Annotated in this window: 20 protein-coding genes; 6 read left to right on the top strand and 14 right to left on the bottom strand. The window is 59.3% G+C overall.

Going from position 1 to position 17,674, the window contains the following annotated elements:
• A partial coding sequence (gene mnmH / locus ACK1VC_RS26775) for a tRNA 2-selenouridine(34) synthase MnmH (protein ID WP_449118152.1) occupies window positions 1-1,069 on the bottom strand: 1,069 nt, incomplete at its 3' end.
• Window positions 1,069-2,103, bottom strand: a complete 1,035-nt coding sequence (gene selD, locus ACK1VC_RS26780; protein WP_016484954.1) for a selenide, water dikinase SelD — start codon at window positions 2,101-2,103, stop codon at window positions 1,069-1,071. The genes mnmH and selD, both read right to left, overlap by 1 nt.
• A 126-nt stretch (window positions 2,104-2,229) precedes the next feature.
• Here selD and ACK1VC_RS26785 point away from each other — a divergent pair, with 126 nt between their 5' ends.
• Genes ACK1VC_RS26785 through phnE form a run of 4 tightly spaced genes read left to right on the top strand, consistent with a single transcriptional unit; the run spans window position 2,230 to window position 5,475 of the window.
• On the top strand, window positions 2,230-3,084 hold the full coding sequence (locus ACK1VC_RS26785; protein ID WP_023047736.1) for a putative selenate ABC transporter substrate-binding protein: 855 nt from the start codon (window positions 2,230-2,232) through the stop codon (window positions 3,082-3,084).
• Window positions 3,081-3,890 (top strand): phosphonate ABC transporter ATP-binding protein, encoded by an 810-nt coding sequence (locus tag ACK1VC_RS26790; protein WP_191087277.1) that lies wholly within the window; start codon window positions 3,081-3,083, stop codon window positions 3,888-3,890. The genes ACK1VC_RS26785 and ACK1VC_RS26790 overlap by 4 nt, the downstream gene beginning before the upstream one ends.
• A complete protein-coding gene (locus ACK1VC_RS26795) occupies window positions 3,884-4,711 on the top strand; it encodes a PhnE/PtxC family ABC transporter permease (RefSeq protein WP_060517650.1) in 828 nt (275 codons plus the stop codon). The genes ACK1VC_RS26790 and ACK1VC_RS26795 overlap by 7 nt, the downstream gene beginning before the upstream one ends.
• Window positions 4,708-5,475 carry a phosphonate ABC transporter, permease protein PhnE gene (gene phnE / locus ACK1VC_RS26800; protein WP_060517648.1) on the top strand — a complete coding sequence of 256 codons (768 nt, stop codon included), beginning with the start codon at window positions 4,708-4,710 and terminating at the stop codon, window positions 5,473-5,475. The genes ACK1VC_RS26795 and phnE overlap by 4 nt, the downstream gene beginning before the upstream one ends.
• Window positions 5,476-5,491: 16 nt before the next feature.
• On the opposite strand, the gene ACK1VC_RS26805 is transcribed toward phnE, so the two are convergent.
• The 3 genes from ACK1VC_RS26805 to ACK1VC_RS26815 form a co-directional block, all read right to left on the bottom strand.
• Window positions 5,492-6,385 (bottom strand): bestrophin family protein, encoded by an 894-nt coding sequence (locus tag ACK1VC_RS26805; protein ID WP_016484959.1) that lies wholly within the window; start codon window positions 6,383-6,385, stop codon window positions 5,492-5,494.
• A gap of 296 nt (window positions 6,386-6,681) precedes the next feature.
• Window positions 6,682-7,161: a GNAT family N-acetyltransferase gene (locus tag ACK1VC_RS26810; RefSeq protein WP_060517644.1), complete on the bottom strand. Its 480-nt coding sequence runs from the start codon at window positions 7,159-7,161 to the stop codon at window positions 6,682-6,684.
• Window positions 7,162-7,276: 115 nt separating this feature from the next.
• Entirely contained in the window at window positions 7,277-7,924 is a 648-nt protein-coding gene (locus ACK1VC_RS26815; protein ID WP_060517701.1) for a trypsin-like peptidase domain-containing protein, read from the bottom strand.
• Window positions 7,925-8,441: 517 nt separating this feature from the next.
• On the opposite strand from ACK1VC_RS26815, the gene ACK1VC_RS26820 reads away from it, so the two are divergent.
• Together ACK1VC_RS26820 and ACK1VC_RS26825 are read left to right on the top strand one after the other, a co-directional pair.
• On the top strand, window positions 8,442-9,572 hold the full coding sequence (locus ACK1VC_RS26820) for a hypothetical protein (protein ID WP_197884345.1): 1,131 nt from the start codon (window positions 8,442-8,444) through the stop codon (window positions 9,570-9,572).
• 85 nt (window positions 9,573-9,657) lie between these two features.
• Window positions 9,658-11,076, top strand: coding sequence for a hypothetical protein (locus tag ACK1VC_RS26825; RefSeq protein WP_191087280.1), 1,419 nt, complete (start codon window positions 9,658-9,660; stop codon window positions 11,074-11,076).
• A 75-nt stretch (window positions 11,077-11,151) separates the two neighbouring features.
• On the opposite strand, the gene ACK1VC_RS26830 is transcribed toward ACK1VC_RS26825, so the two are convergent.
• From ACK1VC_RS26830 to ACK1VC_RS26870, 9 genes are all read right to left on the bottom strand, one after another.
• Window positions 11,152-11,739, bottom strand: coding sequence for a tail assembly protein (locus ACK1VC_RS26830; protein WP_197884344.1), 588 nt, complete (start codon window positions 11,737-11,739; stop codon window positions 11,152-11,154).
• Window positions 11,739-12,098: a hypothetical protein gene (locus tag ACK1VC_RS26835; RefSeq protein WP_191087282.1), complete on the bottom strand. Its 360-nt coding sequence runs from the start codon at window positions 12,096-12,098 to the stop codon at window positions 11,739-11,741. Before ACK1VC_RS26835 ends, ACK1VC_RS26830 begins: the two co-directional genes overlap by 1 nt.
• Window positions 12,099-12,358: 260 nt before the next feature.
• A complete protein-coding gene (locus ACK1VC_RS26840; protein WP_191087283.1) occupies window positions 12,359-12,556 on the bottom strand; it encodes a hypothetical protein in 198 nt (65 codons plus the stop codon).
• A gap of 131 nt (window positions 12,557-12,687) precedes the next feature.
• Window positions 12,688-13,848, bottom strand: a complete 1,161-nt coding sequence (locus tag ACK1VC_RS26845) for a phage major capsid protein (RefSeq protein WP_191087284.1) — start codon at window positions 13,846-13,848, stop codon at window positions 12,688-12,690.
• A gap of 81 nt (window positions 13,849-13,929) precedes the next feature.
• Complete coding sequence (locus ACK1VC_RS26850) at window positions 13,930-14,160, bottom strand: helix-turn-helix domain-containing protein (RefSeq protein WP_224372439.1); 231 nt, start codon at window positions 14,158-14,160, stop codon at window positions 13,930-13,932.
• Window positions 14,161-14,163: 3 nt separating this feature from the next.
• Window positions 14,164-15,453 (bottom strand): tyrosine-type recombinase/integrase, encoded by a 1,290-nt coding sequence (locus ACK1VC_RS26855; RefSeq protein WP_191087285.1) that lies wholly within the window; start codon window positions 15,451-15,453, stop codon window positions 14,164-14,166.
• 250 nt (window positions 15,454-15,703) lie between these two features.
• Window positions 15,704-15,997: a hypothetical protein gene (locus ACK1VC_RS26860; RefSeq protein WP_191087286.1), complete on the bottom strand. Its 294-nt coding sequence runs from the start codon at window positions 15,995-15,997 to the stop codon at window positions 15,704-15,706.
• Window positions 15,997-17,268: an AAA family ATPase gene (locus tag ACK1VC_RS26865; protein WP_191087287.1), complete on the bottom strand. Its 1,272-nt coding sequence runs from the start codon at window positions 17,266-17,268 to the stop codon at window positions 15,997-15,999. The genes ACK1VC_RS26860 and ACK1VC_RS26865 overlap by 1 nt, the downstream gene beginning before the upstream one ends.
• On the bottom strand, window positions 17,265-17,672 hold the full coding sequence (locus ACK1VC_RS26870; protein ID WP_191087288.1) for a virulence-associated protein E: 408 nt from the start codon (window positions 17,670-17,672) through the stop codon (window positions 17,265-17,267). Before ACK1VC_RS26870 ends, ACK1VC_RS26865 begins: the two co-directional genes overlap by 4 nt.
• Between the last annotated feature and the right edge of the window lie 2 nt (window positions 17,673-17,674).

The raw sequence follows: 17,674 nt of genomic DNA on the forward strand, positions 1-17,674 counted from the left end.
GCACTTCCACCGCATCCCCGGCAAACTCGATACGCTCTGCCTTGGCCGCACGCTGGTAGGCATACATCGGGTCGTAATACTCGTTCAGCAAGCCTTCGATCCAGCCCCGGTGCAGGTCCACTGCGCCGCTGCGCTGTTGCTCTTCAAGGGCGAGGCGCAGGATCTCCGAAAGCCGCTGATAGCGCTCCCCACCCAAGCGCTTGTAGATGTTGGCCATGCTTTGCAGCATGCGCTCGGCAAACAACCGGCGGCCATCCTCTTCGCCATGCACGGCGATAAACTCGGCACTCAGGTTGACCACATAGTCGCGCAAGATGCGCTCCACGCGGTTGGCGAAGTTGTCTTCCAGCCACACCAGCGGGTATTGCTGCATGCCCTGGTACAACTCCAGTGGCACCGTGCAGCTGCCGACAATGCGGCCTTCATCTTCCAGCACGAACTGCTCGCAGCCGCGGGCGCGCTTTTTAAGCACATCGATGGCCAGCTGGTTTTCGAAATCGATCTGTGCCGGTTGTGCAGTGGCGCGTTTGCCGAAGCTGGAACCGCGATGGTTGGCATGGCCTTCCAGGTCGAGCACGTTGTCCAGCTGGTGCAGCACATCGGTCTTGCCGGTACCGGTCAAACCGCCCACCAGCACAAAATCGCATTGCGCCACCGCCTGCTGGGTAGTCTCCAGCAGGAAGGTGCGCATGGCCTTGTAGCCACCTTTGACACGCGGGTACTGGATGCCTGCCTCATCGCGCAGCCAACCCTGCACGATCTGCGAACGCAGGCCGCCCCGGAAGCAGTACAGGTAGCCTTGCGGGTGTGCCTGGGCGAACGCCACCCAAGCGTCCATCCGTGCCTGCTTGGTGGCGCCGCTGACCAGTTGGTGACCCAGGGCGATGGCGGCGGCCTGGCCCTGCTGTTTGAAGCAGGTGCCGACCTTCTGCCGCTCCTGGTCGTTCATCAATGGCAGGTTGACCACGCCCGGGAAGGCGCCTTTGGCGAATTCCACGGGGGCGCGCATGTCCATCATCGGCACATCGTCGAGGAACAGCTGACGGAAGTCGGTGCAGTCGGGGCGCATCAGATCACCTCGACCGCGTGGCTCTGTCGCTCGACCAGCTTGCCGATTGGCGACAGTTGCAGGCCCAGTTCGGCCGCCACGGTGAGGAACCCGGCTTCACCCTCCGGGGTAACGGCCACCAGGAGGCCACCGCTGGTCTGCGGGTCGCACAGCAGGTGCTTCTGGTCATCAGTGAGGGTGCCGATCTTGTGCCCGTAGCTGTCGTAGTTGCGCAGGGTTCCACCGGGGATGCAGCCCTCCGCCAGGTAGTGGTCGACACTGGGCAGGCGTGGTACAGCGGCGTAGTCCAGGTGCGCGGTAAGGCCGCTGCCTTCGGCCAGCTCGACCAGGTGGCCGAGCAGGCCGAAGCCGGTCACGTCGGTCATGGCCATGACCCCGTCGAGCTTGCCGAAGCGGCTGCCGGGGGTGTTGAGGGTGCACATCCAGTCGCGGGCCAGGCCCTGGTCTTGTTCGCGCAGCTTGGCCTTTTTCTCGGCAGTGGTGAGGATGCCGATGCCCAGTGGCTTGGTCAGGTACAGCTGGCAGCCGGCAGTGGCGGTGTCGTTGCGCTTGAGGTGGCGCTTGCTGACCACACCGGTGACGGCCAGGCCGAAGATTGGCTCAGGCGCGTCGATGGAGTGGCCGCCAGCCAGCGGGATGCCGGCTTCGGCGCACACGGCACGGCCGCCACGTATCACTTCCCGTGCCACTTCCGGTGGCAGTACGTTGACTGGCCAGCCGAGGATGGCGATGGCCATCAGCGGGTCGCCGCCCATGGCGTAGATGTCGCTGATGGCGTTGGTGGCGGCGATGCGGCCGAAGTCGTAGGGGTCATCGACGATGGGCATGAAAAAGTCGGTTGTCGAGACCACGCCGCGCTCATCGTCGAGCGCGTACACTGCGGCATCGTCGCGCGACGCGTTGCCGACCCACAGTTTCGGGTCCAGGGCCTGGGTGCCGCTTTCGGCGAGAATCACGTCCAGCACCTTGGGGGAGATCTTGCAGCCACAGCCGGCACCATGGCTGTACTGGGTCAGGCGAATCGGCTCGCTCATGTGTACCTCAGCAGGTCAAATTGTCGCGCGATTGTAGCAAAGCTGGCCTTTGGGCCCTTGCCTCTTATAATTCACGTTGTCGGCGGATTTGTCGGCATTTCCCCGCTATTGAACCGGAGAATACCCATGCTCAAACGCCCCCTGGCGCTCGCCGCCGGTCTCGTGCTGTCTTGCTGTGCCGTTGCCGCTCAGGCCGCTGAAACCCTGCGGGTCAGCGCCATTCCCGACGAAGCGCCTACCGAACTGCAGCGCAAGTTCAAGCCATTGGGTGAATACCTGGCCAAGCAGCTGGGCATGGAAGTGAAGTTCGTACCGGTGGCCGATTACCCGGCGGTGGTCGAGTCGCTGGCCGCCGACCGCCTGGACCTGGCCTGGCTGGGTGGCTTCACCTTTGTGCAGGTTCACCTGAAGGACCCGTCCGCCACGCCGCTGGTGCAGCGTGAGCAGGACGCGCAGTTCACCTCCAAGTTCATTACTGCCAACCCCGACGTGAAGAGCCTGGCCGACCTCAAGGGCAAGTCGTTTGCCTTCGGTTCCATTTCGTCCACGTCGGGCAGCCTGATGCCACGCTACTTCATGCTCAAGCAGGACAACATCAAGCCTGAAGCGTACTTCAGCCGCGTGGCCTACTCGGGGGCCCATGACGCCACCGTGGCTTGGGTACAGGCTGGCAAGGTAGATGGTGGCGTGCTCAACGCCAGTGTGTGGCAAAAGCTGGTGGATGCCGGCAAGGTGGATACCAGCAAGGTGAAGGTGTTCGCCACCACCCCGACTTACTTCGACTACAACTGGACCGTGCGCGGCAACATGGACCCTGCGTTGAAGGACAAGATCAAGAAAGCCTTCCTTGAACTCGACCCGGCCAACCCGGAGCACAAGGCGATTCTGGACCTGCAGGCCGCCAGCCGCTTCATCGAAACCAAGCCTGAGAACTACGTGGGCACCGAGCAAGCTGCACGTGAGGCCGGCCTGCTCAAGTGACCGCTTCGAATGTAGCCATCGATCTGCACGGTGCCAGCCTGCGCCATGGCCAGGTCCGCGCGCTTGACGCGGTGAGCCTGCGCATTGAGCAGGGCGAGCGGGTTGCCATCATCGGGCCGTCGGGGGCGGGCAAGTCCAGCTTGCTGCACCTGATGGCCACGGCCATCCAGCCCAGCGGCGGGCGCCTGGAACTGCTCGGCGAGCAGCCTTGGGCGTTGTCGGCCCGGGCACGCCAGCGCCTGCGGGCGCGGGTTGGCCTGGTGCATCAGGCGCCGCCCTTGCCACCACGCCAGCGGGTGGTGACAGCGGTACTGGCCGGCCGCCTGGGGCAGTGGGGGGTGATGCGCGGTTTGCTCAACCTGCTATACCCCGGCGATGTGCCGGGCGTGCGCCAGGTTTTGGCGGAGCTGGGGCTGGCCGACAAACTGTTCGTGCAGTGTGGGCAATTGTCCGGTGGCCAGTTGCAGCGCGTGGGCATTGCCCGGGCGCTGTACCAGCGGCCGCAGGTGCTGCTGACCGATGAACCGGTGTCGGCCATGGACCCGGTACTGGCCGACCACAGCCTGGCCTTGCTCAACCGCCATGCCCAGGCCAACGGCGTGACGCTGGTGGCGAGCCTGCATGCCGTTGAGCTGGCGCTGGCACATTTTCCGCGGGTAATCGGTATCCGCGAAGGGCAGGTGGTGTTCGACTGCCCGGCACAGGCCGTTACCGAGCAATTGCTGGAAGCGCTATACGCCAACGAACAACTCGTTTCGCCGCCAATCCAGGGGCCGACCCTGAACGTGCAGATACCGCGGTGCTGAAGGCCGATACCCGCGACCCGGCCCTGCTGCCGCGGTTGCTGCTGGCCTTGCTGGCAGTGGCCGTGCTGTGGCCTGGCATCCGCTTGAGCGAGTTGAACCCGTGGGTACTGCTGCAGGCCGAGAACCGGCAGCAGATAGCCAGTTTCACTGGCGCCTTCTGGCCTCCGGCACATGATGCCGATTTTCTTGCGCTACTGTATGAGGCCACTTTGCAGACCTTGGCCGTGGCGACTGCCGGTATGGCGCTGGCGTTGGTGTTGGCTATTCCGGCGGGTTTGCTGGCCAGCCGTGCGTTGTCTTTGCGTGCCGCTTCACGCGGCGGGCGGGCCGGCTTCTGGTCGCGGCTGCTGCGCCTGCCGGTGCGCGGGCTTCTGATTTTCCTGCGTAGCGTGCCAGAGATCGTCTGGGCGCTGCTGTTTGTGCGCGCCGTGGGGCTGGGGCCGACGGCGGGCGTACTGGCGATCGCCATTACCTACAGCGGCATGCTTGGCAAGGTCTACGCCGAAATCTTCGAGTCGGTCGACCAGCGCCCTGCGCATGCCTTGTTGCAGGCGGGCAGTGGCCGGCTGGCGGCGTTTCTCTACGGCATCCTGCCCAATGCTGCATCGGAAGTGGTGTCTTACACCGTGTACCGCTGGGAGTGTGCGGTACGGGCGTCGGTGGTGATGGGCTTTGTCGGGGCGGGCGGGCTGGGCCAACAGATCGACCTGTCGATGCGTATGTTCGATGGTGCGCAAGTGGCGAGCATGCTGCTGACGTTCTTGCTGCTGGTGATGCTGGCCGACCTGCTCAGCCGCTTGCTGCGCTGGAGGCTGGCATGAACCGCGCCATCAACCTGCTGCTGCTTGGCGCCATCGCGGTGGCGGTAGTGGCCTCGTTCGCCTTCCTGGAACTGGACTTGCGCGCCTTGGTCGGCAACGGCGGGTTGGGGCAGATGGGCGAATATGCCGGGCGTTTCCTGCAGCCAGATGTGTCTGCCGGGCACCTTGAGGCGGTCTGGCGTGGGGCACTGGAGACACTGGCCATGTCAGGCCTGGGGACTTTGTTGGCAATGGTGCTTGGGATGCTGCTGGCGCTGCCGGCGGCGGGGCGTTTCGGCTGGCCGTTACAAGGCGCGGCGCGGCTGTTGCTGAACGCCCTGCGGGCCATCCCGGAACTGGTGTGGGCGGCGTTGACAGTGCTGGCGGCAGGCCTCGGTCCCAATGCGGGCACCCTGGCCCTGGCGCTGCATACCGCTGGCGTCCTGGGGCGCTTGTTTGCCGAGGCGCTGGAGAACGCACCACCGGAGCCGGCAGCGGCTATCCGCCTGCAGGGCGGCAGCCAGGTGGCGGCGTTCTGTTTTGGCACCTTGCCTAACCTGTGGCCGCAGTTGCTGGCCTACAGCTTGTATCGCTGGGAAAACAACATCCGTATGGCCAGTGTGCTGGGGTTTGTCGGGGCGGGTGGCTTGGGGCAGATGCTGTACACCACCTTGAGCCTGTTCCAGGAGGCCCAGGCCAGCACGGTGATCATCGGGATGCTGGTGCTGGTGTTGCTGGTGGATGTGTTGAGCGACGTGGTGCGCCAGCGTTATGTACGGGCCTGACACCTAGCAAAATCCCTCACGCATCCACTGCCTCGGCACACTGCGCTTCCCGCTGCATCGACTCCAGATTACGTTCGATCGTCTCGCAAATGGTATCCATCTGGATCTGGTGCTCACTGAAACGGAACGGGCTCTGCAAATCCGTGCCGATCCGCTCGATAGCCAGCAGCATGAACCCCACCACCGTCGATGCCAGCGGTGTGAACCAGCCCAGCGACTCCACCAGCCCCACCGGCACGATCAGGCAGAACAAAGTAATGAACAGCCGCGGGAAATACACGTAAGGGTAGGGCAACGGTGTGTTGGCAATGCGCTCCATGCCACCCTGGGCGTTGGACAGGTCCACCAGGGTCGACTCCAGCCGGGCCAGGCGAATGCTGTCCAGCCGCCCGGCTTTGTATTCTCGCGCCAGCAAGGCCGCCGAGCCGCCGAGAATGTCATTGGCGAAGTTGTTTGAACGGTTGCGGCGTTCGAACTCTGCGGGCGGGATGAATGCCATCAGCTCCTCGGGGCAGCGTTCCCCCTTCAAGTGCGCCGCCAGGCAGTTCACGTAGGCGATATGGCGGCGCAGCAGGGTAGCCTTGACCGGGTTCAGGCCATCATCCGGGTCGTCGATCAGGGTCAGCGTCTGCCGGGCGAAGCTGCGCGAACCGTTCACCAGCGCCCCCCACAACGTGCGTGCCTCCCACCAGCGGTTGTAGGCGCTGCTGTTGCGAAAACTCACCAGCACCACCAGCGCCGAGCCCAGTAGGGTCAGCGGGATAAGCGGTAGAGTGAACTTGCTGTTGAGAAACAGCATGAAGTCGATGGTGACCAGCACATCCCAGATCAGCAGCCAGAACAGCGACCAGCCGATGTAGCCGATGGTCTTCACGACCAGGCGGTACTTGCGGGTGATGATGTCTTTCACGCGGGTAACCTCAAGGCGTGGGTGATGGAGGATGGGACGTCGAGGGGGGGGCGAAGGTTCGCGTGCCGAATGTTGCAAGGGATTTAGAAGCTGACGTGAAGAGAAAAGTCTGACCAAATTAGAGGATTTGCCTGAATTCCTGATTCAGCGGAAAAACGACAGGGTAGGTCGCTTCAATCCTTGAATGGGTGTATCCATAAGGATACGTCGTTTTGACACTGTCTTGAGGGTCATTCGTGCCCTGGGGGTGGACCTTCTCGTTCAGCCACATGCAATGGCCCGCTGATCCAGCTTGGTTAAGTCAGTATTTGCTTCATCTGCACCAACGCTACCCGCGTGCCGTCCCACGCCTGCCGCTCCTCGATGCCGAACGGTGTGAAGCCCAGCTGTGGATAAAGCAGCAGGCCCGCGGTGTTGTGATTGAAGCATGACACCCAGACCTCCCGAGCGCTGTACTGCTGGCGGGCGAGGTCGATCATGGTGGTTACCAGGTAACGCGCTACGCCATGGCCGCGGGCGGCAGGGGCCACGACCACATTGCCAAGGGCACACGCGCCGCCGTGTTCGGCTTTGTAGAAGTTGGCAAAGGCCAGGACAGTACCGTTGCCTTCCACCACCGTGGAGCCGCTGCGTTGGGCTATGGCGTCGCTCAGCTGGGCAGGGGTGAAGGGATAGGTGGCTTTGGGGAACATGTAGAACAGTTCGTCCGGGCCCTGCGGGAAGTTGCAGATGACGGGGATGTCGTCAGGGTGGATGGGGCGGTGGGTCAGGTGCATGGCAGGTCCCTCTTGCGCTGGCGGATCGGGCCTTTTCGCGGGTGAACCCGCGAAGAGGCCATCAGCCTTGCATCATAAGCCCCTTTGCAGCCGCAGATGCGAGCCGCCAGTCAACTCAAGGCTTGGCGGCCACCGCCACATAGCCTTTGACCGAAGCCGGTGCCTGGGGCTTTGTCTTGTGCGCCAGCAGGTATTGATAGCGCCGCCATTCCTTGTCGATTTCGCTGAACGACATGAACACACTGATACGGTCCTTGCCGGCCAGGTCGGGACGCTTGCCGGCGTCAATCTCGCTGGTGGGAATGATGGCGACGTTGATGCCCACTACCGTGCCGTCATCCGCAAACACGGGCCCGCCCGACATGCCCTTGGTGATCGGGCCGTCATGCACCGAGTAGAAGACACTGCCAGGCGTGCCTTCAAGGCGTACCAATGACGGCAAGGCATGGCCCTTACCCTGCATCGGCATCATAAAGCTGTTGAAACCTACCGCCGTCACCGCTTCCCCAGGCACGTACTGGCGCCAGCGCGGCACGCTGCTGGCCTTGTGCTTGAAGAACACCACATCGCCGAGGCCCTCGTGGACCACGTTGCGCAGGAAGGGGGTGTGTTTGGCGGTTACTGCGTAATCCTCGTTCCACTGGATGGCACTGGCCATCAGCAACATCGGCAGCGGCGCACCCGAGGTGACCACGAAAGCCTGGCTGTAGACGGGGTCTGAAACGTACGACGTTGGCACTCCATTGCACCCACTGAGCAGCATCATTGCCGCCATGCAGGGCGCGATTGTTTTCATGGGTCACACAGGGCGTGGAGAAATGGGAGCGCAACTATGGCTAAGTGCCATTACGCCAGCAATGCTTTCGGCATATATCCGACGAATGACAGCTTAAGTATTAATCATGACTGCGGCCAATAGAATGCAGACATGGCTACAGGCCCCGGAGTCATTAGGGTGCCGTCAATTATTTCGTGCCGCTCCTGACGTGACCGTGCAAGCCGCACGCTCTGCATCAGATCAAAATTCGGGCATAAAAAAACCGACCAGTAAGGTCGGTTTTTTTCGGATCTTGGTGCCCGAGGGAGACTCAAAAAGGAGGCTGAATCCACCGTAAATTAAGGCTCCCTTCTTGGCTTGTTTATTTCCTACTCATAAATCTACTCACATAGTTTTAGCTTGAGAGGCATGACGATAGCGCAGAAAAGTCTGTGAGCAGTGGCATAATGATCTCATGGATCACTGTTACGTTCACTGATGATGTAAGCCAAGGAAAATGTTCATGTCGGCAAGAGAAATCAAGAGGTTAACTGAGCAAGGTTTCAAAATTGATGAGGAAGGGGGTTCTAACATAAATTTAGCCCTGATCTCTCTACGGCTTGCGTTGAAAGCCTACTTTTCAACTTATAAAAGTTTTTCTTATCGCATTAGAGCACTTGATGCGCAGCGCGGTTCGACAGAAGAAGAAATTATATTTAATCATCGTTCTGCTTATTGTGAGGCTTATGCGGAGTGCATTGTCCACTTTCAACATTTTGCAGAGTTAACCTGTAAGAGTTTTTTACGGAACGATCATCGGTTGCTTGCGGATAGCGTCATTAAGATTCCCGAATTACTGTATAAGCTTGTGCATAAAAAGAAACTTACAATCGAAGAGGAGCAGAAGCTTTTTAGTGTTGAGTTTGGGGAGTCGTTGAGCAGGCTCAAAGATTTGGTGAAATCTGGTCAGCTGAAAGGTAGTAATAAACTAGGCTTTATTCTTGAGTATTATGATGCTTTGATGCAGCTTAATAGTCTGCGCAATAGAGTTTGGCATCGAGGGCTTTATGTATTGAAATATACGGCTTTGGATGAGTTTGTTGGTCGCTATCTGCTGCCATATGTAGTAGCGACCCTAAAGCATCCTATGTTCAAAGGCGAAGAAATAAATTGGAAATACAGGGCCCTTTCTTGTGGGATAGACCCGATCGAAGAGATCGTTCAACATTTCAAAGATGAAGTTTATGATTTGGGGAAAGTCGCATTCCTCAAAGAGATGGGCAGGGCTGCCTATGAAAATAGACTGCCGCCGGTGATTAAAAAAGGCAATAAAAGCAAGCTTGATAAAAAGTTTGCTTTTGGTGCGATTTTTGGCTCGCGCCGGAGAGAACGAGCAGAAAGAATTGCCGAGAGCGAGGCTGCGTTAGAATACAATCATGTAACTGAATGCCCTGTTTGCGGTGCTAAATCTCTAATTGTACATGAGGAAACCGACTTTGATTATGACGACGAAACGGATGAGCCAGTAAACTTTCGTCGTTATACTCACGAAGTGCACTGTGAGAGCTGTTCCTTTACCTTGGAAGATGCCGTGAAGAATGCCAGTGATTACGGAATTCATGGTATTAAAGATTTTTTCGTGACTGATTGCTAGGTTGCGCGAATCTAAGATTCTTATAGTGGTTTTTTAATAACGCCTGCGAGAGCAGGCGCTTACAGGATAGTTTCTGGGGGCGGTTATGAGTCGGCATCTTACGGGGCTTTTTCTTGGCGCAGGTGCTTCGTTTGATGTGGGGATGCCTCTAGTTTGGGATTTGACGCAAAAAATAAAAAACTGGCTGACACCCGAGAAATTGCGCGGCTTCAATGAAGGCTGGAAAATACAAGGTGGTGGGGTTTCAGATTCGATTATTGAAGAATTAATACATGTTATGTCGAGGGAGGACTTGCATTATGAAAGTATTCTCGGGTACTTAGAGGTTCAATCGAGGCGGCGCGGTGGTCGCTCCGAAGGATATCACACGATGTACTCGTGGATGGTGGAGATGGTCTATATGCAGCTGTATCTACAGCATGCAAATGGATCACAATTTATTTTAGAGCGCCTAGATCTCTACAGAGGGATATCCGCTTTATATGAAGACAATACACCGCTGTGGATCTTTTCCCTTAATCACGACTCCATTGTTGAGATGATTGCCAAAAAGCTTTCTATAAGGTTGTATTCAGGTTTTACAGAAGAGTTGGTTGAACTGCCTCGCCGGAATGCCGCAGGGGAAGTAATTGGTACTCTTTTGGCTGAGTCAATATCTAAAGCGGAGTTGGATAACGGATGTATGCGGTTCCCCAATCCACCGGAGCCTGGGATTTACTTGCTCAAGCTTCACGGTTCTCTTGATATATTTGTCCATAATGACAATTTTGATTTAGTGAAAATTCTACCTAAAGGCGATTCACCTGAGGCAGTCATCGATTCTCTGCGGGCCGCTAATGAAGAGCTGGTTTATATAGAGCCGCATGCGCCTGGCGGTAAAGTCAAAGCTCTTAACGAGATCGCCTACGCCGACTTTGAGGGGGAAATGCAATTTCTGCGCAGAACCCTACTGTCTGGATCCCAAAAGTTTAATGAGCAATCTTCTCAGGTCCTTCCGAAGTCGATGCTTAAGCACTTTAAATCTAATATAAATTTTGTCCGAGAGCTGATCTGCGTTGGCTACGGATTCGGTGATCTGCACATTAATGATATTATGAAATCTTGGTTAGAGTTTTCTGCAGATAGGTCTATTAAGATTGTAAGTCCAGACGCGAGATCGATTCCGCCCTTTCTCTTGCATCTTGCTCCGCAAGTTGAGTTGGTTCCTAGCGGGGCTACGGAATTTTTCGATGAGATAGCAGGAATTAAGAGGTCTGAAAAGGAGTTGTTAGCAAAAAGTATTTTTCTGGCGTCTCGTAGACTTGGACCTGTCAAAAGCGCGGAGGCGCTTAAGTCTTTTGAGGCAAGTGAGCGTGATAGGCATCTCGCTGCGGTCGCGGAAATGGTGATATGCATGAAAGATGGGGAAGATCCTGAAAGCATTTTGAAAAGGACTGAAGATGCTGTCGCTTCGGAAACTGAAACGAGTCGACGGTTCTTACAACATCTTGAATCATTCTCGTGAAAATTGGGGTGTCATCAAAAGTGGGGACACCCCTACACCCGGAATTCGGAGTATTCAAAGTGATCCTGGCTCACTTTAAGCCTTGTCCTGCGCCTCGATCGATGCAGAGATGATGGCTCCACCCCAGCGGCGCTCGCCGATGCAGATCGGTACCGGTAATCCACTAGCGGTGGTGTTCTTGGCACTTCCAAAGGCGTAGCTAGGCAGGTTCTCGGGCGCGCCGCTCTGTGACAGCCCCTTCGCCTGGGGGCTGAGCATCTGAATGACACCTCCAGCGACCAACGCGACACCTGGCCCGTAAGTGGTGCCTCCCGTGAACGGTCCAGCAATGATCAACGCGATTCCAACGATCGTCTGCAACAGCCCGGCACGTTTGCTGCCATGCACTACCGGCACAAACCAAAGCTCTCGAGCACCGCCCAGGTCTAGCTCACCATCGCCTATGTTCTTGCCGTTCTTGAAGACCGCGAAGCGCAGGCCACGACCCTCTGCGTCAAGTAGGTCACGTGTGAAGCCTGGAAAGTTAGCGTCCAACGCTTTGGCGGCTTCCTTCGCGTCACCGCGATCGAGCAAGAAATGGTGGTGCTTGCCGTACTTCTTGCCCAAGAAACCGCCCAGGCGAATCTTGGTCTTTGGTGCGTAGTCGATCACGGTTGGGGCCATTACACGGCCTCTTGTGGCATAGCCAGGTGGATGCCCAGGCGCCGGGCAAGCATCTCGCGACACTGCAACGCCTCCAGGTGAATGGCGGCCTCCCGGGCAGGATCAGGGTTCCAGTTCGGCGCATAGCTGCACATGGAAGCGCGAGCGCCGCGCAGGCTGCCACGCAGCAAGTCGGCGGATATCCGGGCCTCCTCCTCGGTGAAGAACACGCCATCGAGCTTGACCCTCTGGCCGGCCTGGACGTGCTCGACTTCCCATAGCAGATAGCAGGGGCCGCCTTTGTCCAGGGTGAAGGTGGCCACGTCGCAGGCTCGGGCGAAACGCTCTTGAAAGGTGGACGGAGCTGGTTGAATGGTCATCAGCGGTTAGCCTCCAGGTTTTAACTCGTCGGTGTTAAAGCGTTAACTTTTCGAGGTTAAAGCTGTTAACCCGGTTAACATCCGCCAGAGGGCCCTAACGCCGTCTATGCCGCTGTTTCCGTGGCTTACAGCCCCATGCACGTTCGGCATGGGTGTTAACGTCGCTTTAACATTTTTTGTTAAAGGGGGAAAAAATCTGCACGTGGGGTCGGAGGCGGTCTAGGTCAGCGGACCTTCCAGACTTTCGACCCGCCCCCCCCTCAGTAGTCCGGCGCTTTGTAAGGCGGCGCCGACCGAATCTGCTCCAGCGCTTCTGCTGCGCTCAGGCCGCTGGCCAACAGGCGATCGATCTCTTTGCTCAACCGCTCACGCTCTTCCATCTGGCGCAGCAGGGCACGGCTGTGAGCGATCTGGTTGAGCGCTCGTTGAATGGGCTTGGATAGTTGGGTATGGCTCATGGTCTTCTCCGGTGTGAATGAAAAGGCCCGCGAGTGCGGGCCAGTGCCAGATCACCCCACAAGGAAAAGGCAGGGCTCTGGCTGCTGCGGTTATGGGTTACGTGGCACTCACAGCTAACCCACGCTTGCGCTTACGGAGTCGGCGCACCGGTCAGCGTCACCAGGCGAGTGGCGGTAGGAGCGAACACCGCCAGGCCGGCGCGCAGCTCGGCCAGAATGGTCACCAGGTTGCGGCGGAAGTTGTCACCGTCATGGCGGCTGGCCTCGACAGTTACCTGCTGACGGTCCAGCAGCGCGGCGGTGGTGGTGTCGAGGATCAGCGCTTTGCCCTGCGGCATGCCGTTGGTGACCACAACAGGTGTACCCCACAGGCTAGGCGGCGCGGGATCGCGTGGCGTGCCGATCACATACTGGCCATCACCATCCTCGGCCCGCTCGCTCTCGATGGCGAACCAGTCACGCGGGTTCATCACGATAACGTTCGGATTCCAGCCTTCGGCCTTGAGGTCAGTGAGCGCGGCGCCGATGCGGTCAACTGGCTGGCCGGTGGTGATCCCTGCGTCAGTGGCCTGGGCGTTAAAGCCGAGGATCTCGCCATCGCCGCCAGCGCCGGTGATCAGTTCAGCCTCCAGCTTCTGACGCACCCCCACGCCCAGCAGCAGATCCACTTGGCCACTGAGCTGGTCATTGTCCTGAAGTACCTGCAGGCTTGCTGGAATCCAGGTGGCGATGGTGGCGATCTCGGCGCGCACCGGCTTACCCGCCACTTCACCCTCGGCCTTCTCGTCGCCTTCTTTCTTCTGGTAGGCCGCACCATTAAGGTAGCCATCGAGGCGGATGAACTCGTAGGTGGCGCTGGTCACCGGGATGACTGGCAGCACGTCGAGCAAGGTGAGGCGCGGCTGGGGAATGCCACGGATGCCAGCACCGTCACGCTGTGGTGCGGTTGGATAGCTGGTGGAATCGGCACCGCCCTTGTTCGGGTTGGTGATCGCCGCGCGGATGCCCACCTCGCAATTGATTTGCCCGGTGGACTTCTGGCGACCATTGCGCATTTCGCCTACGCCGTCTGCTTCGAGAACGCTAGCAGTGACGACGTTGCGATCAGTGCCGCCGCTTGGGGCTGCGCTGCCGTGGCGGCCAGAGGCGAGCTTCTGCTCGGTTTCCAGCAAGCGGGCGTTGAGCTCGGCCTGCTTGGTGTTGACGCCCTCTTTGAACTCGGTGATCTGCGCACCGATCTTGGTGATGGCTTGGTTCAGCTGGCTGACGTCCTGCTGATACGGGTCTGGCATTGGGTTCTCCGGGGTGTTGAGTTGATGTCCTCTACCCTATGCGCGCACGCACACCCCGGTCAGCGGTTAACTTCGGCGTCCTCAGTCGGTATCCGTCGCAAAGCGCACTATGTCGGCGATTTTGTAGAACCTACGGTTGCCCCGGCGTATGAATGGCAGTGGCGAACGACCCTCAGCAGCCAGGCGGCGCAGGTAGCTGGGGGCATATCCCAGCAGGTCTGCCGTGGCCGGTTCAGGCACCAGGCCACCAATCAGCGGGGTGATGCCGGCCTGGGCCAACCGTTGGGTAACGTCCTGTTCAACGTTGACCATGATTTACATGCTCCTCTGTGATGCATCCGGCTTTTCGCTAGAGGCCGCGTCATTCTTGGCCTGTGGCGAATCTTGTGAAACTGCGTATCTCGGGTATGTCCCACCTGTGAGCGCGCTTAACCCGAGCCCGTCTAAATGGTCGTGCCAACGTTCCAGGGCTTGGCGCTTGAGCGCTTCGGCGGTGGTGTGGATGTAGGTCGCGTCCATGTTGCGCAGGGCGTGGTTCACCAGCATCTCGCCTACCAGGTAATCCACGCCCAGGTCCATCCAGCAGGTGCGGGCGACCTTGCGCACATCGTGGCTGGTCCAATGGCGATCGCTCAGCTCGGCAAACACTTGGCTCGCTACAGTTGCGCTCAGAGGCCCGCGCCGGCTGGCGGGGAATAAATAGGCACCTTGGTAGCCCTGGGCGGCTTGCTGGGCCTGATAGCGGCTCAGCAGTGCACAGGCTTGGCGGGTGAGCGGCAGCGTGTGGTTCTGCTTGGTCTTGGTGTCATCAGCGGGGATGAACCACTGGCCGGCCTGCAGATCGACGTTGCGCCACAGCGCGCTGCGCGTCTCGCCCAGGCGGGTACCGTGGCACAGCATCATCAGCGCCAGCAGGGCGTCACCGGGCCGCGCCTCGCTCCAGCCTGCCAGCTTGGCCAGCAGATCGGGCAAGTCTCGCTCCCGCAGCCGTGACGACTTCGGCTTGATCCGCACTGCAACGAAATCCCCGAAGCGCAGCGAGCCCATGGGGTTCTGCTCGATCATCCCGAGCCGATGTGCCTTGCGCATGGCCACCGCCAGCACGTTGAACACCAGGCGCACGAACGAAAGGGCGTAGCGCTCCTGCAGTGGCCACATCAGGCGCTGATCAAGCGTGGCCTTGCTTACCTCGGCCAGCGGCAAGTCATGCAGCCGCGGCGCCAGGTGGCAGGTGATGGCCGACTTCGCGCCGGCCTTGCGCTTGGCTGACAGGTTGCGGTCGCGCAGCATGCGATCCAAGTACCAGTCCAGCAGCTCCCCGGTACGGCTCCAGGTGCTGGTCAGCGAGGTGGCCTGGGCGTCTGCGGCACGGCGCCCCAGGATGGCCGGCAGCGCGGTCAGCATGGCTTTGGTGGTCAAGCTGGGGAAATCACCGGCCTTGCCCCATTTGCCCCTGACAACAACGTGCCAGGCGCCCCGGGTACGGTCGACGGTGGAATACCGAAATCGCAGCTCGGGGTAACGCGGGTCACGCAACTGGCGCACCGGCTGGCCGGCCTGCTTGCGGATCTCGGCGTCACTGAGGGTGATGTGTTTGGGGGTCATGCTTGCTCCTCAATATGAGGGTGTCGTCTCACCGAGCCAGGCCAGATGATCCGAATCAGACCAAATGAGCCGATTCGGATCAGGGCGCCACTGTGTAGAAAGCAACACACTGTGGCGTTTCCTACACAGTGGCGAACTTGGTCGGGCGATCCGGTACGGTGGGAAAATCCCGTGTTTTTCCAAAGCGGGAATTCCCGCCCACCTCGTCGAGCGCTCGCCGATTGCTCGTCTAGGTGTTCACTGAGCCTCGTCACAGTCCCACCTCCGCACCTGGCCAGCGCACACGAACGTCGGCCAGCGCTTCGTCGCGGGTGATCGGCTCACTGATCATGGTGAACGGTCGGCACCCAGGCACCAGCACCGTCCAGTTGCAGCGGCGTTCCAGACCGTCATTCGCGGCCAGTTCCGCCAGCAGCGCCAGCCGGTTAGCTTTGACGTACTTACGCACATCGTCGGTCAGCTTTGAGGCGGGGGAGATGCGCACCCGCATACCTTGCTTCTTTGCGGAAAATCCACGTTCCAGCAGGTAGTCGAGCGCGGCCATCACAGGTCCTCCGCGTCATCATCTAGCAATGGAAACGACGCGCCACCAGGCAGCGGATCTTCGTGCTGATCCTCCCACTCGTGCCCATTTTCGTTACTCGTGCCCACGCCAGAGGATGGGCACGAGTGGGATTCTGAGGGCACGAGTGGTTGAAAGGGCGCGAATGAGCCACCCGCTTGGGGTAATGACCAGAACGACTTCACATCCTTTTTGTTACCCGTTCTGGCGGTGATAACAGACAGCTTTTCCCTGGCCCGGCGAATCTGCTTTTCGGTGTAGCCATTGCGCCTCATCAGGGCTTTTGCTTCATTACTTTCGAGGGGGTTGTCCTTTAAGATCCGATATAGGCAATCGCTGGGATCATCTAGGTCTTGTGCCTCCTCATCACTGGATGCCTCCGCTTCTCCCAAGATCTCCCGGGCGCTACCTTCGATGGCTGCGCCCCACACCACGCGAGTGGCTACGATCCCATCTCCGATGGCGCATGGCTCGATGGTGTAGGAGACACCTCCCTCGTCAGCGCCGATGTTCGACTTCGCTCGCGCCAGCACGCGTTGGTCGGAGTCTTCCTGCTTGGCAGCTACTAGTACCGTGCGGGCCAGCGCCGAGAACGCTTGCGAGCCAATAACCCGATCAGCAGGCGACGAGCCAGCGCCACCCTTGGCAAAGTGGGAAATTCCCACCACGGCGCAAAGGTTCTGCTCGGCGAAGTCCACTACGCCTTGCAGCGCACGACGCACGTCATTGGCCTTGTGCATGTCGCCCTTCACTGCGCTGACGATGGGGTCGAGCATCAGAAGCGAAACACCGCCAATCTCGCTGGCCGTCTCACGCAAACGGACAATGTCGTTGGCTGGGTCGAATGGATCGGCGTCGCCTCTGGCATTGGTGAGCCCCTGGATGATGTAGACGCGGCTCATGTCAGCGCCAGCAGCGGTCAAGCGGGGGATCAGCGTATCGGCTGGATCATCCTCACTCGACCAGATGAGTGCATTACCTGGCTCGCTACAGCGGGTGCCATCGGGCCAGCGTCCACCAGTGGTGATGGTGGCGATCAGACCGATCAGCAGCGTGGTCTTCCCGGTACCGCCAGCGCCGGCGAGGATGTGCAGCTTTCCTTTGGCCAGCCAGCCGGGCCACAGCCAGCGGATGGGAACGGCCTTGATTGTCGACGCCTTAACCGCATTGACGCGCCATAGGGGCGTTACGTTTTCACGATTGATGGGGCTAAGAGGCTCGGTCCATTCTTGTGCAAAGCGATCTGTAGTCATTTGACCCCCAGGCGCAGCTTGGCGAGGTTGAAGCGCGCCAGGTCGTCTCCCTCCAACTTCCCTTGTCGCTGGAGAGGGTGGCCGAGTCGATAAACCATGCGCTCATGTTCAATTGCCGCCTTACTTGGGCCGCGCCGCGGTTGGTTATCGCCGGGAAACAAGTCTCGCAAATCCAGACCAATTGCCGAGACAATCTCTTTTGTTGTGCAGCCCGCCCAGCATTTGAGCAAAACGACACCGTCCGAAGTTTCGCTAATTGCCAAACTGGGGTGCTTGTCATTGTGTGCGGGGCAGCAGGCTTTCCACTTGTCGGCGCCAGCAGACTTAACTTTTTCTAATCGGTTAAGCACTTTATCCAGGCAAGCCGATCCCATCGGCGCATGTACACCGTTTTGGATGTTCATGG

It is taken from the genome of Pseudomonas sp. XP2 (assembly GCF_053557975.1).